Here is a 19,959-nt window from a genome sequence, read left to right as displayed (position 1 = left end):
TCCTTCTCATTCACACGCAACCATTTTAATTTGCCTTTACTTCCTTCCCAAAAATTTGCACACTGCCATTCATCATTATTTTACTTTCTTTGCATTGTAAAGAAATTTCTTCCTCTGCAGACAAAAGAATATTCTTACTCGCCTTCACTGAAATATCTGCCTCTGAGATAAGTTTAATTTCTTTTTTACTAAATATTTCAATACCATTTGCTTCATTTAGCCGAATAAAAATATCGCCATCCTGTGCGGTAATAACCACTTCAGTTGGACTCATTTTAATTTCTTTACCAAAGGCTGTACGATAATATTTGGTTGAAGGATCATCTAGTTTGTTCGTTGCTGAAGTATCTAAATTTTTTCGTATGGAGCTGCTAGAAATTCCTTCCTCCTCACGATGTGAAGGAAAATAGACATGAACAAAGTCATTGATTTCAGGCATACAATACCAACCACTATGTCCCTCAGCTGTATAGCCCGTAGAATAAAGAAACCAATGTGCTTTTCCTTTATCCTGCTTCTCATCAATCGCTAAATGCACCTTAATATGATCCTTTGCGACTTCTAATACTTTTCCTTCCAGTGATAAACCTGAGATCGCATCGTTAAATAGTTCACTTTTATTCATGCCATTTTTCGTTGACAGCGTATAATAATGTTTCAGCAAGCCATCCTTCATGGTTGTGTATGCTTCACATATATAAAGCGTTTGTTGATGAAAAGTGACATGATCTCCTATTTCCATTACCTTATCTGTTTCCACCTCATAGTATAGAAAGTCATGCTCTCCCATACCTCCATTACCATTCTCTGTATATAGAAGGTAATCTGCTAGTTTTTTTCGGGTAGTATAATGGTAATCTTCTAGCTTGCCTTTAGCTCTACCAGCAGGCACACCAAAATGGAACTTTGGCTTATCAAAGGTAGCAGCAGGCACTAGTCCAGTGTTAAAACGTGAGGCTAGTCTTTTTAAAAATTGCCAATCGGTCTCTCGATATTGCAGGGTAAACTTGTCTAATTTAGCACCCTTTGTTGCTTCATCAATAATGTCAAGACCAGGATAAAAAGGATGTAATAGTTTAAATAAAGACGAATAGGTCATTTCCTTATCCTGATAGGAGCGATTTTTCTTTTTAATGTCTAGCTGATAGGTGCTTGAAGCCGCTTCTACTTCAATATAATAAATGCCACGAACTGAACGAACCTTCACATCTAAAATTACACCTTTAAATAATGGTGAAGGGACACCAAGATGATTAAGCTGATTTACTTCAATTGCCGATCTTGCCTCCGTCATTTCTACATAAGTGTCTCTCGCTACTTCAGGCACAATACCAGTAAAACGTAACATAGCATGTTCATTCATTTTTTTTACGATAGTAAGCTCTTGAATACTAATAAGCTCGAAAGGTAGAATTTGAATATTATGATAAGCTGTCACTACACTACTCATCGTATTCCCCCTCCGTTCCTACTATTTGAAGCAAATCGCAAGGATTCCATCATAGCTCTCGCAATCGGACGCCAAGTTTCAAGGTCCTCCTCCATACAATTGAAGGTTCCAATAAGCGCTACCCCTTCGATAGAGGCAAAGAACATTAAATTAAAAATATCGCCATCAATAGCCGGTGTTATAATCTCTAAAAAGCCGACTGTCTTCTCGTCAATCTTCAGGACATCCGTATCAAGCCAATCAGCTGAAGGTTGAGCTTGTTCAAGGATATCAATCATATTTTCTTGAAAAGCAGCAACTCCCTCTTCCTTTAATCGATGTGGAGTCAGGTTGAAGGCAAGATTAATCGATGAGGATTCATCTGTATAAATAAGATTTGGTCGACGGTCCGATGGGTACTTTAAGGCTGCTAATTCAGTAGACATCTTAGAAAATAGTTTTGGCATACGGATCGTCATTTTGCCATCCAATAACGACTGCTCCAACACCCCTACCTTCTCATCATCAATTATGATGTAGCTTTGATAGATATTTACTTTTTCTAAGTCTTGTTCCTCCTGCTCAGATACTGGCTCAGGCTCCTGTTCCTTTTGTAAGGCTACTTGTCGCTGGGCTAGCTCATGTTGCTCCTGCTCTCTCATTTCATTTCTTAATGCAATAATTTTTTCATCTATAAATTTCATCCCAATCACCTTCCGTTTTTTAACCGTTTTTCACCAACTATATTTCAACCTATCAACTATTATTTGCTTAGTCCCTACACATCCTTCATGACACAGAATTTGAAATCTGATCCTTCCATTGCCTCAACCATCTCATCAAAGGCATACCCGTTGGCAATGCTTCTCTCTACTTCTTCCTCACAAAAATATGAGTTTGAGTGCTATCTTTTCTATGTATAGGATCTTTTATTTCCGCCTTTAAAGTAATTTTAGGGAGATTAAAAATAATCTAAGGAACTATAAAAGTTCCTTAGATAATTAGTAAGTGTTTTATCCTGCTGCAATCTTAGACAGCGTAGCCACCCTCGATTTTTGCCAAATCTGTTTTGTCTTTCTTTTGCTTAATAAATAAGAAGAACTCACCGATACCTTCTGTGTCACCATATCTTTCTGTATAATCCACCACAAAAGCATTTGGGAAATGAATTTTTCTTACTACTTGATCAGCTGCAACAACCTCTAAAGTCACTTTACGGTAACAGTCAGCCTTCTCAGCAGGTACTAATGACCATAAACCCAATTTCATCGTATCATCAGAATTATCACCATCCGTAGCCGTTAAAATTTTACCTTTAACTTTTAAAGTGGCTCCAACATCTGTAGAGCGAGCGTTAGAATCATTCGGTGTATCTGTCTCATATTCGACAGTCATGATGCTTTCTAAGCCTAATTCAATTGCTTCTGAACCTTCTACTTTTAATACAAAACCCATTTTCGTACCTCCTAAAATTTGTTGAATCATGACGTCTAACATTCTAAGGAAATCATATTAGCTACAGCTATCTTTTTCACGATGTCTTACCCGTATCGTGAAATAGCTAATTTTCCAATATTAGCAATTAGTCGCTCGATTCATATTTATGTTAAAAGATTTATACATGATAAACCTTAAACATACGACTGAAAAATTGAATAACTGTATGTTTAAACTTGTTAGGCTTTAACAGCACTTGTCCCTTTTGTAATCATTACCTTTATCATTCAGCCATTTACTTTTTTGACTGCTTGGATTATTGCTAAAGAAACGAACGATATTTTCATGCTTAAAGTCACCTGATTGGAAGCGTAAAATTCTTTCATATACGTACTCACCTGTGTTTTGTAAATAGAATCGAATCCATCCTCTTCCATCGCTAGACTTCTAGCTTTATAAATATAAACAATATATAAACATTTAAGAAAAAAATTTACAATGAAATCAATATGAGGCTAAACTATGTACTAGAAACTCTAATTTCTATTTTTATGCATTTTTTATACGAAAATCACTAATGATAGTATGTATCACAAAAGTAACTATACAACACCAAAAATTAATGTCAATATTTTCTATAGAAGATATTGTCATTAAAAACAATTTAAAGTATGTTTAGTAAAAATGTTACATAGTAATAATTATGATATTTTTTCAGTGAATAATGGAATTATCCTATTTTTTTACAAAAAAACAACTAATGGTTCAATTGCTCTTAGGCCCAAAGCTGTTTTTTAAAATAATCTTCTATATAGGAAAAATGAATAAAAAGTATTAAAAATGTAGTTATATTAGTCTTTTAGAACGAATCTACATAAGATAGTTCTTTAAGCATTTGTACTTCTTCTTCATTTACAACGTCACCCTTTTATCCTTTGTAAAGTTGCATCTAAACAAAATAATCGAAAACCTTGCTCTCCTTTTATTAGTTTCTGCGCAAAAGTCGTCAAGTAGTAATCAATCACTTTTTTCTTCGGCTTTATATCTCGTCATCCTCCCTACAAGGTGCAAAAAAACCGCTCACATGAACGTGAACGGTTTTGTAGACTATGCCTTTTGATAACGAAGCACTGGTGTACGAGCAGCGCGTGTTTCGTCTAAACGAGATACGACTGTTGTATGTGGTGCTTCTTGTACAATCGATGGATTTTCTTCTGCTTCTTTCGCAATTTGAATCATTACATCACAGAATGCATCTAACGTTTCTTTAGATTCTGTTTCAGTTGGCTCAATCATTAACGCCTCTTCCACATTTAATGGGAAGTATGTTGTTGGTGGATGGTAGCCAAAGTCTAACAGACGTTTTGCGATATCTAATGTACGAACGCCTTGTTTCTTTTGACGGCGACCAGATAACACAAATTCATGTTTACAGTGACGGTTATATGGAAGATCATAGAATGGCTCTAAACGACGCATCATGTAGTTGGCGTTTAGGACTGCATATTCTGTAACGGCTTTTAAGCCATCTGGACCCATTGTACGAATGTACGTATAAGCACGAACGTTGATACCAAAGTTACCATAGTAAGGTTTTACGCGTCCGATTGATTGTGGACGATCGTAGTCGAAGTGATATGTGCCTTCTTCAGTTCTAACTAATACTGGTTTTGGTAGGAATGGAATTAAGTCTGCTTTTACGCCTACTGGGCCGGAACCCGGACCACCGCCACCGTGTGGACCTGTAAATGTTTTGTGCAGATTTAAATGTACGCAGTCAAAGCCCATGTCGCCAGGACGTGCTTTACTCATTACGGCATTTAAGTTCGCACCATCATAGTACACTTTACCGCCTACAGAGTGAATTAGCTCTGCCATTTCAATAATGTTTTCTTCAAATAAACCAAGTGTATTCGGGTTTGTTAGCATTAAAGCAGCTGTATCAGAACCTACTACTTTACGAAGATCTTCAATATCTACTAGACCATTCTCATCCGATTTAACAGTAATTGTTTCAAAACCTGCTACTGTTGCCGATGCTGGGTTAGTACCATGTGCTGAGTCAGGAACAATGACTTTATTACGGTGTCCCTCACCATTTGCTTCATGGAATGCACGAATCATCATTAATGCTGTCCATTCACCGTGAGCACCTGCTGCTGGTTGTAATGTCACTTCATCCATTCCTGTAATTTCTACTAAAGAAGTTTGTAAATCATAGAGAAGCTCCATTGCACCTTGTGCTGTTGATTCATCCTGTAATGGGTGAACATTGGCAAAGCCTGAAAGACGTGCAACTGTTTCGTTAATTTTCGGATTGTATTTCATCGTACAAGAGCCAAGCGGATAGAAGCCAGAGTCTACTCCGTGGTTTCTACGAGAAAGTGCCGTGTAATGACGCATAATATCAAGCTCAGACACTTCAGGTAATTCTGCCGCTTCAGCACGTACTAAGTTTGCAGGTAATAAATCTGCTAGGTCTACTTCTGGTACATCAAGTGCCTCTAAGCTATAGCCAACACGACCTTCTTTTGAAATTTCAAAAATGAGTGATTGATTTTCGTTATGCATTAAGAGCCCCCATTTCTGCAACTAGTGCATCAATTTCTTCTTTTGTGCGTAATTCAGTAACTGCTATTAGCACATGATTTTTAAGAGAGTCATAATTTTGACCTAATGGATATCCACCGATAATTCCTTTTGCAATTAAGCCTTTATTGATTTCCTTCACACATTTATTCGTTTTCACAACGATTTCGTTGAAGTGGGCACCTTGGAATGCTACTGTAAAGCCTGCTGCTTCAAAGGCATTTTTCGCATAACGTGTTTTCGCAATATTTTGTGTTGCCATTTCACGAATGCCTTGTTTACCTAGAGCTGTCATGGCTACAGAAGCTGCAAGGGCAAGAAGAGCTTGGTTCGAACAAATATTAGATGTCGCTTTATCACGACGGATATGCTGTTCACGTGCTTGTAATGTTAATACATAACCACGACGACCTTCACCATCTACTGTTTCACCAACAAGACGGCCTGGAACCTTACGCATTAATTTTGTTGTTACGGCAAAGAAACCACAGTGTGGTCCACCGAATGCTTCAGAAATACCGAAAACTTGCGCATCCCCTACACAAATATCCGCACCTAGTTTACCAGGAGGTGTTAAAATGCCTAATGCCAGTGGATTAGAAGATACCACAAACAAGCTTTTTGCTTCATGAGCAATATCCCCGATGACTTGAATATCTTCTACTTGACCAAAGAAGTTTGGATATTGAGCAATAACAGCTGCTGTGTTGTCATCAATCATCTCTTTTAATGCATCCACATCTGTCACGCCATCTTTTTGTGGAATTGTCACGATTTCGATCGATTGACCATAGGCATATGTAGCCACAACATCACGATATTCTGGGTGCACTGTTTCAGACACTAAAATTTTCTTACGACGTGTATGACCAGCTGCCAGCATACCTGCCTCTGCTAATGCTGTACCACCGTCATACATAGAAGAGTTAGCAAGATCCATACCAGTTAGCTCAGCAATCATTGTTTGGAATTCAAAGATTGCTTGTAGCTCACCTTGTGAAATCTCCGGTTGATACGGCGTATAAGCTGTATAGAACTCTGAACGAGAAATAACATGATCCACGATGACCGGTTTATAGTGGTTGTAAACGCCTGCACCTAAAAATGATACATTAGCATTTGTGTCCTTATTTTTTGCGGCAAGTGCCGTTAATTCTTTTAATAAAGCAGACTCTGATTTAGCTTCCTTAATGTCATAAAGGCCTTTAAAACGTACTTTCTCTGGAATATCCTCGAATAATTCATCTACTGAGGATACACCGATTACGTCTAACATTTCTTTTTGATCTTGCTCCGTCATTGGTAAATAACGATGTTTCATAAATGTAGGTCCCTCTTTTCAACTATTATTTTGAACGCTTGTAAAACGGTGTTTCTACTGTGATTACCTTTAAGTACTTACCACGAATTTCGATTTCTAGCTCAGTTCCGATTGTTGCGAATTGACTGTCAATTAACGCGTGACCAACATTACGTTTAGATGAAGGAAGCTGTGTGCCCGTTGTTACTTCACCAATTTCCTTACCATCCTTCAACACTTTGTAACCATGGCGTGGAATTCCTTTATCGATCATTTCAATTCCTACCAGTTTACGAGGAAGACCATTTTCCTTTTGTGTTACTAATGCTTCGTGACCGATAAAGTCTTCTTTATTTAATTTCACAGCAAAGCCAATACCTGCCTCAAGTGGAGAAATTGTTGCTGATAGCTCTTGACCATATAGTGGGAGCCCCGCTTCAAAACGAAGTGTATCACGACAACCAAGACCTGCAGGAACAACGCCTTTATCCTGACCTGCCTCTAAAATTTTTCCCCATAGTGCTTTAATATCTTCTGGAGCACCATATAATTCAAAGCCATCTTCACCTGTGTAGCCACTACGAGAAACTAATACTTTATGGCCTGCCACTTCAACATCCTCTTGGAAGCGGAAAAATTTAATGGCACTCACATCAGTTGAAGTTAAAGATTGCAGCACTTCTTCTGCTAACGGACCTTGAAGTGCAATTTGTGCATAGGCATCTGATTGGTTATCAATCGTTACATCATATTGATGTTGATTTTCCATCATCCAATCATAGTCTTTTTCGATATTTGCTGCATTAACACATAATAAATAGTGATTGTCCGCTAATTTATAGGTTAATAAATCATCAACAACGCCACCATTTTCATAGCACATAGCTGTGTATTGTGCTTGGCCCGCCACTATTTTTGACACATCATTTGACAAAAGATTTTGTAAAAAATCTAATGCATCTGGACCAGTGACTAAAATTTCACCCATATGTGATACATCAAATAACCCTGCACGATGACGCACTGCATCATGTTCTTCCTTAATAGAAGAGAATTGAACAGGCAATTCCCATCCACCGAAGTCAACCGTTTTCGCACCGTACTTCGCATATTCTTCAAATAGAGGTGTACGTTTTAATTCGTTCGCCATTCTTTTTTGCCCCCTTATTGTTAATTACATTTTTACTAGTAGTAGTTCGTCTGCTTTTTGTAGTAGTACAGTCCATGCGCTCTCTTGCTCACATATATACTTGTAGACATAAAAAAAGACAGACGAACCCCTTTTCGGGATTCTCTGTCCTTGCACCTGAAAGTTACACCAGACTAGCTCGCAATGCTTTTACCATTGCCAATTAGTCGGCTTTCCCCTTTGGTGGCTGTTATTGTTATACTACAGCTCTCTCCAGAGTTGCGTCTTGTACGAGTCCTTTTACCTGAGAGATTCATAGCCATTACTACTTGCTCCTTCGGTGGCGTCTATACGCGCTCTCCCCGCACAATCATCCGCCCAAGATAGATCTTGGTACTATTTAGTATTCAATGAACATTTAGTTACTTATTTGTCTATATCCTAACATTAAATGCATTGAAAAGGCAATCATTTTTTAAAAGATAATAAAAGACGAACATTATTTTAATAAAATTGTATTATCGTTCGTTTTTTAATCTTTTCACTTGAAATACTAAATACTCTAGAATTTGGCGAATCGTTCTGCCTTCTGTCAGTACTTGGATATGTCCTGCATCACGATAAAACTTTCTTCTGTAATGATACAGACTTTCTAATTCTTCCTTTGTGGAGCTCTGTACAATGGGTCTGTTTGGATCATGCTGTATTCGTTTATAAATATCTTCAAAAGACGCATCTAGAAAAAATACTAATCCACTACGTCTCATAATTTTTCGATTTTCAGCATTTATGGCAACGCCACCACCTGTGGAAATAATACATGCCTCATTTCGGAAATTTTTCAAAAATTCTGTTTCTATTTCCCGAAAGCGGGCCTCTCCGTATTTTTCAAAAATCTGTGGAATTGTCATCCCCTGCTGACGCACGATCTCATGATCCATATCATAATATGGCATCTTCAATAAATAGCTTAAACGTCTTCCTAACGCACTCTTTCCACTACCCATAAACCCAACTAAATATATTTTTCGCAATTCGAATCACCTTCTTATAACTACGATTCTACACTGTCTGACAAAATTTGTCCTAATAAATTTATCGTAGCTCGAACATTCAATTTTTCTAGCCCATCATATGTTCGAAACTGCATTTCATAAGACATACAATACGCAAGAACAAAAGTAGTTACAAAAAATAATAATGCAATTGCGATCAAAAAAATAGCCCCTCTGTCATTTTTCAATAATTGGCACATAGAAGCTCCGCTCCTTTTGAACACCACTAGCCATTTCGACAGCTACTGTCAGCATATTTTCTGTATAGTTAAATTGACATCGATTGAGTCCTATTAGCATAGGAACATGTCCACCGTTTACTTGTTCACGAATAATATTCGAATAACAATCAATATGATGCAGTGTATTTGCTGTTTGAAAAGTCATTCTTTTGTGATCTGCACGAACTGAAAATGTAGAAACATCTTGTAGAGCATGATTTAAATCAGAGACAAATAGTTCCCATTTTGTTTGTTCATCCGATAACACCGTTGATTTCATTTCAGCAAACCATAATATGACGAGGACAAAAAGATGAGAAATTAGCACAAAAACAACTAATTGAAACATGGCTTCTAATAATGTATAGCCCTTGTCATCCATGAGCTTCACCATTGACGTTGATACATTTTTGGCGTAGCTCACGTGTATTTTGAAATCGAACACAAACGTCCTGTCCATCAAATATCCAATGGTAATCAACTTGTTCAATCGTTCTAGTGCCTTCTGTTTGTTGCTTTGCTTGATATTGTTTTATGCCCTCATAGGCAGTTTCAGCTGCAATCACCTCTAGTTTTTTATTCAGTAGATTTGTCTTCATTGTATAGGTAATGGGTAATAATGATGTGCAAAGTAATGTAAAAATACCCATAGCTAAAATAGTTTCCGCAAATGAATAGCCTGACTCATTCAATCCTAGCTCTCCCTCTCCCTATCGTTATGATTACTTTTTTCTTTCCCCAAGATGTTTTAAAGGCAATGGTGCCGGCTGACAAAACGTTCCCATTGTAATTATAAATAAGTGTAAGAATCGAACTCTCTGCAGGCAAAAACTCAACCCCTTTAGGAAAAGGACGTTCATATAAAGTCGTATAAAAATCTTTTTGAATGACATAACGATTCGTTGAACTTTCCATTTTCAAGGCGATATATTGGCGTTGGCTCATGCTGTACGTCTGTATATATTGAATATCGAGTTGCATTTGCGTAAAAAATCGTTCTAATTCCTTCATTTCCGCTAATTTGAATGAAAATTTACTAACGATCGCTGTTAAACTCATGATAAGAAATAAGACAATAAGGATCTCGAGAAGCGTAAAACCACCATTTTTATTACCGATCATCAGCTATCAGACCCAGTCTCCAAGCTAGCATTAGCTGGACGTACCTCTCCGTCACTTGTAATCTTAATTTCCTCTTTATTCGGGCATGTCGTTTCATTTTCTTTTAAATAACCTTCTGCAACTAAATCGTCTAATGTAGGATAGGCCATAAAATCTACACGATAGGCCTCCACCTGACCTTGCACCATAGAGATATAAGCTGCACAGCCCTTCTTATCTATTGTGGCAAAATGCTTTGTAACATTTGGAATAGTAATCAGAATAAGGATCGATATGATTAATAAGACAATTAGCATTTCGATTAAAGTGAAACCAGCTTGCCGATTGATACGTTTCATTTTTTTCCTCCTAAACTAATTCAATCATATGATAGATTGGTAATAATAAACTGACATAGGCTGCGACAATACATATAGCAATGAGGATAAAGAAGGTTGGTTGCACAAACGCTAGTATTTTTTGCAAAAGTTGCTCTTGTTTTTCCATTAATAATTCACTGTACAATACTAATTCTTTTCCTAAATAACCGCTTTGCTCGCCGTGCTCTACAAAAACCGGGAAATCCTTCTGGAAAACAGCCATCACGATAACCGCTTGTGTTAAGGACTCACCAAAAATGACTCTTTCTTTAATACGTTGCGAAAGAATTTGAAGAAAAGGTTGTAGTTGTTGATCCTCAAGCAATTGGAGACTTGCTTGTAATGAAAATCCACTTTGCAGCAAACTTCCTAAATAAGCAGCAAATTGTCTTGTCAAAGCTAACCTGATATAAAATTGAATGAAGGGAATTTTTAATAATATTGATAGTTGGTAGGCAATGGACTGTCGTTTGAGATAGAGGTGAAAAATTAATAAGCTACCTGTTATTATGACTATCGTAAGAATGACGATATCTGGAACATGTAATAACATGTTGGATAAAGCAATACTTGATTCGCCTGATTCATTCGTTCGGCTAACAACCATCCTCTCGATATTTGGCAAGAAAATTGTTCGAAACACAAAAAATAACAATAGTAAAAATAAGATAAGTGTTACTGGATAGACAAGAAGCTTCATTAGTTTTTTCTTTGTCTTCTCACTTACCGTTATCTGCTTAGCCACACCCTGTAAAGCTTCTATCATATGGCCATTATTTTCTGCAACTGTGACTGACATTAAATAATGTTTAGCAAGCTGTAATGTTTCAAGTATCCCTGTAACACCTACTCCTTGCCTAAGTTTTTCATCAATTTGCTGCTGAATGTCCTCATGGGCCTTAATATGATGAGGTAGTAGCATTGAAATAGCTTGTGGTAATAAATAACCTTCCTGCAATAGCACACATAAACGATTAAAAAATTGTGCCTGCTCCCTTAATCTCCATTTTGTAGCTCTATTGTAATAAAACATAAATTTATCGATGTATGTTTGTAGCTGCATAACGTCTCTCCACTAGTTCTTTTTGCCCCATTAATGTGAGGTTATATGGAAGCTCATAGTTCCCCTGTTCTTTAATAGCCATAATGGCTCTTGTTAGATGTATATCATGTAAAATTTCAAAGATTGCACGTCGTTCATCATGTATAGCTGACACCTGTAAAAGTTTTTGCGCCACAATTCCGATAACGGTTTGGCGAAGTTCCTCTATTGTCACACCTAAGTCCATTAATCGATAAAGACAGCTAATTGAATCTTTTGCATGAATTGTGGAGACAACTAAATGTCCTGTTAAAGACGCTTGAATAGCAATTTTCGCTGTTTCTTTATCCCGTATTTCACCAATCATAATCACATCAGGTGAGTGGCGTAAAATGGCTTTTAATCCCGTAGCATATGTAACGCCTGCTCGCTCATTTACCTGGATCTGAAGTAGATTTGCTTGGCTATTTTCTACAGGATCTTCTAAGGAAATCACATGTCGATTTAATTCTGTTGAGCAATAGTGAAGTAAGGAATAAAGTGAAGTAGATTTGCCAGAGCCTGTTGCCCCCGTAAAAAACAAAAGACCTTGTTGGCTTTGCACAAGCTCCATTAATTGATGTGCTGCACTTTTGGAAAAACTTAAGGAAGTTAGTGGGAATGCATGATTTTGGAGAAGTAAACGGATAATTAAGCTTTCTTTTAAAAAGACGGAAGGTAATGTAGAAACACGAAAGGCGTATGGATTTTGCTCCATCGCTTTTTGAAAGGAGCCACTTTGAGGTTTTCGTCGCTCACTAATATCTAATTCCGCAAGAAATTTATAGTAGGAGATCATTCTCTCCGCAAGATCGATCGGAAGCTCGCCAGCTTGAAGAAGCTTATCATATTTTCGAAAATAGATCCGATATGTTGTATTGCTTGGAACGAGTAATAAATCGGATGCACCAAAATGATAAGCCTTTAGTAAAAGTTGCTCACATCTTTGTTCAACAACTGTTTCAAAACTCTGCATATATGCACCTCTCTTCTAGTTCATTCGAATATGACCGCTCTATTCGTTATTTCCTAGTATAAAGAGGAAAAGTGCACGAGAAAAGCCCTTTTCTGAAAATAAAAACTTGTTATACATTTTACTATCAATTATGTTTTTTGCTATAAAAGTGTGGATAAAATGCAATTTTCCACTAAAAAGGAACATAAATACATGAAAAAATTAATATTTATGCCAAAATGAATGTATCTTTTTCAATAATACAATATAATAGAATCAACATGATTATTTTCCTAACACTTGGTAGATGAACATAATTTTTATAAAAACTTAAAGAGGTGAAACACATGATCCATCCATTGAAAATTACGAGTACACTTGCTGATGAAACAAGATACTCTATTTATGAGTATATATTGCAAGAGAAAAAAACAGTCACAGTACAACATATAGCTGATCAATTTGGTATCCATCCAAACGTTGCCAGACTTCATTTAACGAAACTTTCGGAAATCAATATTATTTCTGCTGATTATGTAAAAACAGGTAAAGGTGGAAGACCTGGACGAGTTTATAAAGCTTCAGAGAAAGGTGTATCACTAACATTTCCTAGACGTGACGAAGATCGTTTATTAAAATGGACGATTCAATTAATTCAAGATGTCGGACCATCTGCGTTAACGAAGTGTCAAGAAATTAGCTACCAAGACGGCTACCAGCAAATGAAAAATTATATCAGTGCTGAAATGACATTAAATAATTCTCTTTCCTTCGATGAAAAGCTTCAGTTATTAACTGACAATGCCGCATTAATCGGCTATATTCCACAAATTCAACAAACTGAACTTGGAAAAAAAGTGATATTCTCCATTTTTAATTGTCCATTCCAGGAGCAACTGACAGCACATTCTGAAATTGTTTGTTCATTACATGAATCCTATTTAAAAGGACAATTAGATGCTCTATTTTCTAATAATGAACTTGTGCAAGTTGAAAGTATGATACATAATTGTGATTTATGTAAATATGAAATAAACGTGACAGAAATCGATCACTAGTTTAAAAATCCATTTGTTTGTCACAAAGATCGGAGAAGTTCCAGTTTACAGACACCTTTCATATCATTTATAATGAGTAAGAGATTATTGTGTCGTGGGCAAAAGGAGGGGAAATCTTCATGGATAATATGTATAAAGTTATGGCATTCTGGACAGGTATTTTTGCCGTTATGTTCTACCTTGGTGGTATGAACGAGGTATCGCTATTATTCTTAGGTAATACAGGTTTATTCTTATTATTAGGCTTCTTAAACCTTTCAGAACGTATGTACATGTACATTTTCGGAGCATATTTAACTGTATTCTTCGCTGGCTTCACGTACTATACAACATTCATTCACGTACCTGGTGGCGGTCATTAATACAAAAAATCGCGTATCTCACTACAATTGAGATACGCTTTTTTATATGATGCGGCCTTTTTAAAATCCATTTAAAAATGGATTTGTCTCCATTTCTGCACCTACAGTCGTATAATTACCGTGTCCAGGATAGATAATAGTATCCTCTGGTAATGACAGTAATTTATTATGGATTGAATCCAATAATATTTTTGTCGATCCACCCAATAAATCTGTACGTCCGACACCTTGTTCAAATAACGTATCTCCTACAATCGCAAAACCATCTTGCTCAAAAATATAGGAAATACTACCAGGTGAATGTCCTGGTGTAAAAACAGCCTGAAAAACAAAATTACTAATTTCAAATGGCTGTTCTTCTTTGATGATGGTGTCTTGCGCTGGTGCAGCTACTCGATAATCTGGTAATGCAGCATATTTACTAGAGCCATTCTTAGTAGGATCTCCTAGCCAGCTAACTTCCTTTTCGTGAATCCATACTGGGACATCAAACACTTCACGCACAGCATCAACGGCTCCGATATGGTCAAAATGGGCATGCGTTAAAAAGATAGCTAACGGTTTTAAACCATTGCTACGGATTGTTTTAATAAGACGCTCCGCTTCCTCACCTGGATCAAATATAATACATTCTTTCTCTTTATTCGATACGATATAGCAATTCGTTTGGACCGGTCCAAGAGAATAACTTCGTACGTTCATCATAGTTATCACCTCAACTTTCTATTATACAGGCTTTGCCACAATTTGACGATAAATGTTCATAGTTTGCGCTATTTTAGTTCTCGACAAAAATAAGTAGAACGTTTACAATTAAGGAGGAATATTGTTTGCGACATTCATTTTCTGATGTCGAAAGGAGTGTCTATTTTTAATGAACTTATTAATGGTTATTTTTGGTCTAGTAGCGATTTTAGCTGTAGTTGGTACATTCCAAGCAATTAAAGAAAAGAACCTATTAAGCGTTGTTTTCAATTTATTAAGTGCTGTTGTATTTGGATGGTTCGTCATCATGACAATTGTTCACAGCGGTTACCCACCAACATTACACTAAAATTTTAGACAGAAAAAGAGCAGTCTCCACGGAGATTGCTCTTTTTTTCACTACTTATTTAATTTAAGGAATCGTTTCTTACCAATTTGTATCACATCATCATTCATTAGGACGCGCGAAAGGTCATCTAGCGCTAATTTTTCTCCATTCAAAGATACCCCATTTTGCTTGATTAACCGTAAAAACTCACTTTTACTTTGAATATAATCCATTGCCACTAATTGGGGAAGGATATCCTCTACCCTTTCCTTATCAATCTCTAAGAGTAAAACGGGAATGTTTTTCGGTATTTCCTTTCGTTGAAATGCTGCTTCAAAGTAAGTTCTCGCTTCCTTCATTGCTGCAACTCCATGGTATAAAGTCGTTATCACTTCTGCTAATCGCAATTTCAGATCGCGGGGATTCTCTCCCTTTTGAAGTTTATCTTGAATGGCCTGCACTTGTAGTGGGTGCTCATCCGTTGCTAATTCGAAATATTTTACGATTAATGCATCAGGTACTTCCATCACCTTTTTAAACATCATTTCAGGTGCTTCATTGACACCAATATAATTACCTAAACTTTTACTCATTTTTTCAATGCCATCTAATCCCTCCAGTAGTGGCATAAAAATGGCAACTTGTTTTTCTATCCCTCGCTGCTTTTGTAAGTTTCGCCCCATTAATATATTAAACGTTTGGTCTGTTCCCCCTAGCTCAATATCAGCCTCTAGCTCCACCGAATCATATGCTTGCATAAGGGGGTAAAAAAATTCATGCATGCCAATGGGTACGTGCTGCTTGTAACGTTTCTGAAAATCCTCACGCTCTAAAAGTCGAGCAACAGATGTTGTGGCTGCTAGCTGAATGACTTCTTCAAACGACAGCTTTGCTAACCATTCACTATTAAAACGAACCGTTGTCTTGTTCTTATCTAACACTTTAAAAATTTGCTCACAATAGGTTTGGGCATTTTTCTTCACTGTATCGTCATTTAAGGCTGTTCGCCCTTTTGCTTTACCTGTAGGATCGCCAATTCGTCCTGTAAAATCACCGATAACAATAATTGCATGATGACCTAAATCCTGCATTTGCTTAATTTTTCGAAGAACGACTGCGTGACCTAAATGAATATCTGGTGCAGATGGATCAAGTCCTAATTTAATTGTTAAAGGCTGCTGTTTTTTAAATGATCGTTCTAATTTTGCACGTAATTCCTGCTCATCAACGATTTTATCGACACCTTTCTTGATGATCACGAATTGCTCCTCTGGTGTTAAAAACATACAAAACATCTCCTTGTAATATTAAAAATTAATATTGCAAGATCTATAAGAGTTACTTGGGAACCATTAGGAAATAATATCCTCACTTTGTTTAGTTCGCTTCAAACACAAAAAAACGCCTTTAGGATTATTCCTAAAGGACGTTCATGAACGTGTTACCACCTTTTTTCGAGAACTACTCACATAGCTCTCCTCTAAAAGTACAGCCGAAGCGATACCCCTGCAATGATTACGGATGCAACTCCGTCGTAGCCTACTAAATTTTCGGTACGCAGCTCCAAGATGTATTCACTTTAATATCCCTTGCGCCTCTCAACGTCCGGCTACTCTCTGTCAGTTCCATTAAAGTTACTCGTTCTTTTCCATGCCTTTACTCTTATACTCCGAAATGCGAAAAACAAATCTTCGTTATGCAGATATTTACACTTATTATAATCATATATCCCCTTTTGTCAATAATAATGTAAAAATGAGAGACCTCGTCATGAGATCTCTCTAATATGATTATTTAACTGAATCCTGCTTTAAATTACCTGTTTTTTCATCATAGAAACGAAGCAAGTCACCATTAATAATCGCATCGGAATTTTCTAGCTCCATTGTGGCACGATCAGCATATGATTGACATGGCTCACCTTCTATTTCTTCGCCAGTTACTTTGTCATAGCAAGCTTCACCAGCATAAACGTATTTATCTGTGATAAAGCGTCCATCACGGAAAATAACAAAGTCCTCATGCTCTGGAGAGAATAAATCTGCCCCCATTTGCATATCTTTTGACGTTTCTACGCCAAGAAGGTGTAAGATTGTTGGACGTAAATCCATTTGTCCTGAAATCTCTGTCATTTCTTTACCATCACCAGATCCTGGGATATGGATGAATAAAGGTACTTCTTGCAGTAATGCATTATCAAATGGTGTGATTTGTTCTTTCCCTAAATATTGTGCCATTGCTTTATTATGGTTTTCAGAAATACCATAATGGTCACCATACATAACGATAATAGAGTTATCATAAACACCTTGATCTTTTAACTGTTGGAAGAAATCTTTTAGAGCTTCATCCATGTAGCGTACTGTTTGGAAGTAACGATTTAAAGTACCAGAGTTCGAATCATATTCAGGAATCATAATATCTTCCGGGTCCAATGTAAATGGATAATGGTTCGTTAGCGTGATCAGTCTTGAATAGAATGGCTGTGGCATATCTTTCATTAAATTAGCTGATTGCTCTAAGAATGGAGTATCTTTCATACCCCAGTTTACAGCTTGCCCTTCTTCAACCGTATATGAATCTATATCGTAAAATTTATTGATTTTTAATGATTGATACATCATGTCACGGTTCCAGAAAGATTTATTATTCGGGTGCATAACATTTGTAAAGTAACCATTTTCTCCAAGGCGTTCTGCCATTGAGTTATACGTATTTCCACCATGCGTGAAAAATACTGCTCCACGGCCTAAACCAAACAAGGAGTTTTCTAAAATAAACTCTGAGTCAGATGTTTTTCCAAGGCCTGTTTGGTGATAGAAATTACTGAAATAATACGTATCTTTATCTTTTGTTAAAGAGTTTAAGAATGGTGTCACTTCATGACCATTCATATCATTATTAATGACAAAGTTTTGTAAGGACTCCATAGACACAACAATTAAGTTGCGACCTTTATATTTCCCAAACATTTCTGGGTTAATGGCTGCCTGATTTGAACGAATATAGTTATTTACTTCAACTAGTTCACTACCATCCGCTAACGCACGTTGCGCAGATGATTTCGATTGAATATAAATGTCATACAAATGGTAATTGTATGTACCAATATTCTTCACTAATAATTCGCGGTCAAAACTACGTGTTAGTAATTGTGGACGCTCTGTTTCTGCTAATCCTAAATTTAAAAATGTCATTGCTACTGCCAATACAAAGAAAGCACGTCGGAACTCAACATTCACTTTAAATGCTTCTTTCATTTTTGGTAAAAATTTATTTGCTAAGATTAAAATAATGACATCAACGAAATATAATACATCCCAAGGTTCAACAATGGCTGCTACGGACGTTCCTAAGTCACTAAAGTTGCTTGTTTGGAATAATACTGGCAGCGTAATAAAGTCATTGTAGAATCGATAGAACGCTACATTTCCGTATAAGACAATGGACAAAATAACGCTGACCGTTATCAGATAACGATTTCTAGCTTTTGCTGATTTAAAAAATAGTGATAAACCATACGTAAATAGCAAAAAGCTTAATGGATTAATAAACAAAATAAATTGTTGCATGGCATTTTCAATTTTCATCTCGAAGCTTGTGTGGTAAACAATGACCGTTTTGATCCATGTTGCTATAATTGCTAGTATCATAAATGAATGTTTAGGCCACTTTATTGATTTCATTCCTAACATCCTCCCTACTTCCTTACAAAAAAATAATAATTTTTTACATTTTGTTACGGAAACAAAATATATCTTAAACTTTTTTTTACAGATAATCAACACATATCTGCCTGAAATTTTTTTCTCCTGCTCTTCTATGCGTCTCCTTGCTGTTCTATGCGCCAGATATCTATATATACGTTTTGAATTGTAAAAAGTTTCGTAAAAACACAAAAACAGCGGAAATCCACTGTTTTAAGAATATTACATACATGTTACATTAACTTTACAATACCCATTTACATGATATTTCAAACATTACTTTTTATTCTCTTCCATACGAAGTCTTGTTGTTTCTTGTCGAATGAGTAGTAATGCCATTTGATAATCTTTTATGTCTAGTACATTTGCTTTATAAAGCTCGCGTATTTCATCCTCCATTAACATCAAATCGCCAATCGGATCCCGCGTATAAATATAAGTACCATAGGTTTTCAAGAGTTCATAAATATCTAACATTTTATCCATTTTCGTTCGCTCCTCGTTGTCCTAGACAATCAATACGTTTTGAGGGTGTCACAATGATGTCTACTGGGCAATCATGTTCTTCGGTAGGAACACGATCAATGATTTGCTCATCAAAGAGCATGGACAGTAGCTTACCCTTTTTATAGTTTAATACATAGCGATCATAATAACCACCGCCATAGCCGATTCGATAGCCATATCGGTCAAAAACTACGCCTGGAACAAGGATAACATCCATTTCATTTGCGTCAACAAACTCACATCTTTCTGGAATAGGCTCACGCAAATGCATATATACAGTTTCAAGTTGGGCAAAAGAGTCAATTGCGTAAAATGACATTTCTCTTGTTTTCGGGTGGCATTTTGGAACAGCAACCTTTTTACCAAGTTGCCATAATTCCTCAATTAGAAGAAATGTGTCGACTTCTGGCTTATTTGAAATGGTCAAACCAATTGTATTTGCTTCTATTATATATGGTTCCTGTAGCACCTTTTTTACTATAGCTAAAGATTGACTATGATATGTATTATCGCTCATTGTCGAGAGTGCTTCTTTCACCTTGTTACGTAAAGTTGTTTTATCCATCCAGGCTACCTCCTATATAGTAAAACTTGAATCAACTTAGAGTCTTTCCA

22 protein-coding genes, 1 pseudogene, 1 riboswitch and 1 other annotated feature are annotated in these 19,959 nt (G+C 36.5%); of the genes and pseudogenes, 3 read left to right on the top strand and 20 right to left on the bottom strand.

Translation table 11 applies throughout. The features are described from left to right. Positions 1-25: 25 nt before the first annotated feature. From SJW71_RS08995 to comGA, 15 genes and pseudogenes are all read right to left on the bottom strand, one after another. Complete coding sequence (locus SJW71_RS08995; RefSeq protein WP_322606733.1) at positions 26-1,450, bottom strand: hypothetical protein; 1,425 nt, start codon at positions 1,448-1,450, stop codon at positions 26-28. Further along, positions 1,447-2,133 carry a hypothetical protein gene (locus SJW71_RS08990; RefSeq protein ID WP_274793715.1) on the bottom strand — a complete coding sequence of 229 codons (687 nt, stop codon included), beginning with the start codon at positions 2,131-2,133 and terminating at the stop codon, positions 1,447-1,449. Before SJW71_RS08990 ends, SJW71_RS08995 begins: the two co-directional genes overlap by 4 nt. A gap of 325 nt (positions 2,134-2,458) precedes the next feature. Then, positions 2,459-2,884: a membrane-associated protease 1 gene (locus SJW71_RS08985; RefSeq protein WP_274793716.1), complete on the bottom strand. Its 426-nt coding sequence runs from the start codon at positions 2,882-2,884 to the stop codon at positions 2,459-2,461. A 255-nt stretch (positions 2,885-3,139) separates the two neighbouring features. Continuing rightward, positions 3,140-3,333, bottom strand: a pseudogene (locus SJW71_RS08980) (hypothetical protein); the annotation flags it as partial. Between the two features lie 640 nt (positions 3,334-3,973). After that, complete coding sequence (gcvPB, locus tag SJW71_RS08975) at positions 3,974-5,437, bottom strand: aminomethyl-transferring glycine dehydrogenase subunit GcvPB (protein ID WP_274793717.1); 1,464 nt, start codon at positions 5,435-5,437, stop codon at positions 3,974-3,976. Then, positions 5,430-6,776 carry an aminomethyl-transferring glycine dehydrogenase subunit GcvPA gene (gene gcvPA, locus SJW71_RS08970; RefSeq protein WP_274793718.1) on the bottom strand — a complete coding sequence of 449 codons (1,347 nt, stop codon included), beginning with the start codon at positions 6,774-6,776 and terminating at the stop codon, positions 5,430-5,432. The genes gcvPB and gcvPA overlap by 8 nt, the downstream gene beginning before the upstream one ends. 25 nt (positions 6,777-6,801) lie before the next feature. Then, entirely contained in the window at positions 6,802-7,905 is a 1,104-nt protein-coding gene (gcvT, locus tag SJW71_RS08965) for a glycine cleavage system aminomethyltransferase GcvT (RefSeq protein ID WP_341386565.1), read from the bottom strand. A gap of 261 nt (positions 7,906-8,166) precedes the next feature. After that, a riboswitch (glycine riboswitch) is annotated at positions 8,167-8,258 on the bottom strand. Between the two features lie 144 nt (positions 8,259-8,402). After that, positions 8,403-8,918, bottom strand: coding sequence for a shikimate kinase (locus SJW71_RS08960; RefSeq protein WP_274793720.1), 516 nt, complete (start codon positions 8,916-8,918; stop codon positions 8,403-8,405). Between the two features lie 20 nt (positions 8,919-8,938). Beyond that, on the bottom strand, positions 8,939-9,100 hold the full coding sequence (locus SJW71_RS08955; protein ID WP_322611560.1) for a hypothetical protein: 162 nt from the start codon (positions 9,098-9,100) through the stop codon (positions 8,939-8,941). A gap of 16 nt (positions 9,101-9,116) precedes the next feature. Beyond that, on the bottom strand, positions 9,117-9,554 hold the full coding sequence (gene comGF / locus SJW71_RS08950) for a competence type IV pilus minor pilin ComGF (RefSeq protein ID WP_431812014.1): 438 nt from the start codon (positions 9,552-9,554) through the stop codon (positions 9,117-9,119). After that, positions 9,535-9,852 (bottom strand): hypothetical protein, encoded by a 318-nt coding sequence (locus tag SJW71_RS08945; protein WP_274793723.1) that lies wholly within the window; start codon positions 9,850-9,852, stop codon positions 9,535-9,537. Before SJW71_RS08945 ends, comGF begins: the two co-directional genes overlap by 20 nt. Beyond that, entirely contained in the window at positions 9,845-10,282 is a 438-nt protein-coding gene (comGD, locus tag SJW71_RS08940) for a competence type IV pilus minor pilin ComGD (protein ID WP_431812013.1), read from the bottom strand. The genes SJW71_RS08945 and comGD overlap by 8 nt, the downstream gene beginning before the upstream one ends. Continuing rightward, positions 10,282-10,620 carry a competence type IV pilus major pilin ComGC gene (comGC, locus tag SJW71_RS08935; protein ID WP_322611562.1) on the bottom strand — a complete coding sequence of 113 codons (339 nt, stop codon included), beginning with the start codon at positions 10,618-10,620 and terminating at the stop codon, positions 10,282-10,284. Before comGC ends, comGD begins: the two co-directional genes overlap by 1 nt. Before the next feature lie 10 nt (positions 10,621-10,630). After that, positions 10,631-11,704: a competence type IV pilus assembly protein ComGB gene (comGB, locus tag SJW71_RS08930; protein WP_274793726.1), complete on the bottom strand. Its 1,074-nt coding sequence runs from the start codon at positions 11,702-11,704 to the stop codon at positions 10,631-10,633. After that, a complete protein-coding gene (comGA, locus tag SJW71_RS08925) occupies positions 11,679-12,698 on the bottom strand; it encodes a competence type IV pilus ATPase ComGA (protein ID WP_429978783.1) in 1,020 nt (339 codons plus the stop codon). Before comGA ends, comGB begins: the two co-directional genes overlap by 26 nt. A 326-nt stretch (positions 12,699-13,024) precedes the next feature. On the opposite strand from comGA, the gene SJW71_RS08920 reads away from it, so the two are divergent. Continuing rightward, positions 13,025-13,735, top strand: a complete 711-nt coding sequence (locus tag SJW71_RS08920; RefSeq protein WP_274793728.1) for a helix-turn-helix transcriptional regulator — start codon at positions 13,025-13,027, stop codon at positions 13,733-13,735. Positions 13,736-13,854: 119 nt separating this feature from the next. Then, positions 13,855-14,097, top strand: a complete 243-nt coding sequence (locus SJW71_RS08915) for a DUF2626 family protein (protein ID WP_004231035.1) — start codon at positions 13,855-13,857, stop codon at positions 14,095-14,097. Positions 14,098-14,157: 60 nt separating this feature from the next. On the opposite strand, the gene SJW71_RS08910 is transcribed toward SJW71_RS08915, so the two are convergent. Beyond that, entirely contained in the window at positions 14,158-14,802 is a 645-nt protein-coding gene (locus SJW71_RS08910) for an MBL fold metallo-hydrolase (protein WP_274793730.1), read from the bottom strand. 169 nt (positions 14,803-14,971) lie between these two features. Between SJW71_RS08910 and SJW71_RS08905 the strand changes: the two genes are divergently transcribed. Next, on the top strand, positions 14,972-15,151 hold the full coding sequence (locus SJW71_RS08905) for a DUF2759 domain-containing protein (protein ID WP_274793731.1): 180 nt from the start codon (positions 14,972-14,974) through the stop codon (positions 15,149-15,151). A gap of 50 nt (positions 15,152-15,201) precedes the next feature. Here the strand turns inward: SJW71_RS08905 and tyrS are convergent, their stop codons facing one another. From tyrS to SJW71_RS08885, 4 genes are all read right to left on the bottom strand, one after another. After that, entirely contained in the window at positions 15,202-16,416 is a 1,215-nt protein-coding gene (tyrS, locus tag SJW71_RS08900) for a tyrosine--tRNA ligase (RefSeq protein WP_341386572.1), read from the bottom strand. A gap of 133 nt (positions 16,417-16,549) precedes the next feature. Beyond that, positions 16,550-16,790 (bottom strand) — a binding site (T-box leader). A gap of 130 nt (positions 16,791-16,920) precedes the next feature. Further along, positions 16,921-18,816, bottom strand: coding sequence for an LTA synthase family protein (locus tag SJW71_RS08895; RefSeq protein WP_341386573.1), 1,896 nt, complete (start codon positions 18,814-18,816; stop codon positions 16,921-16,923). Positions 18,817-19,113: 297 nt separating this feature from the next. Next, complete coding sequence (locus SJW71_RS08890; protein WP_274793734.1) at positions 19,114-19,323, bottom strand: YqgQ family protein; 210 nt, start codon at positions 19,321-19,323, stop codon at positions 19,114-19,116. Further along, complete coding sequence (locus SJW71_RS08885) at positions 19,316-19,909, bottom strand: 5-formyltetrahydrofolate cyclo-ligase (protein ID WP_274793735.1); 594 nt, start codon at positions 19,907-19,909, stop codon at positions 19,316-19,318. The genes SJW71_RS08890 and SJW71_RS08885 overlap by 8 nt, the downstream gene beginning before the upstream one ends. Between the last annotated feature and the right edge of the window lie 50 nt (positions 19,910-19,959).

It is taken from the genome of Lysinibacillus sp. FW12 (assembly GCF_050817245.1).
Taxonomy (GTDB): Bacteria; Bacillota; Bacilli; order Bacillales_A; family Planococcaceae; genus Lysinibacillus; species Lysinibacillus irui.
The sequence above is the reverse complement of the archived record's forward strand: the minus strand, read 5'-3'. Positions and strand labels throughout refer to the sequence as shown.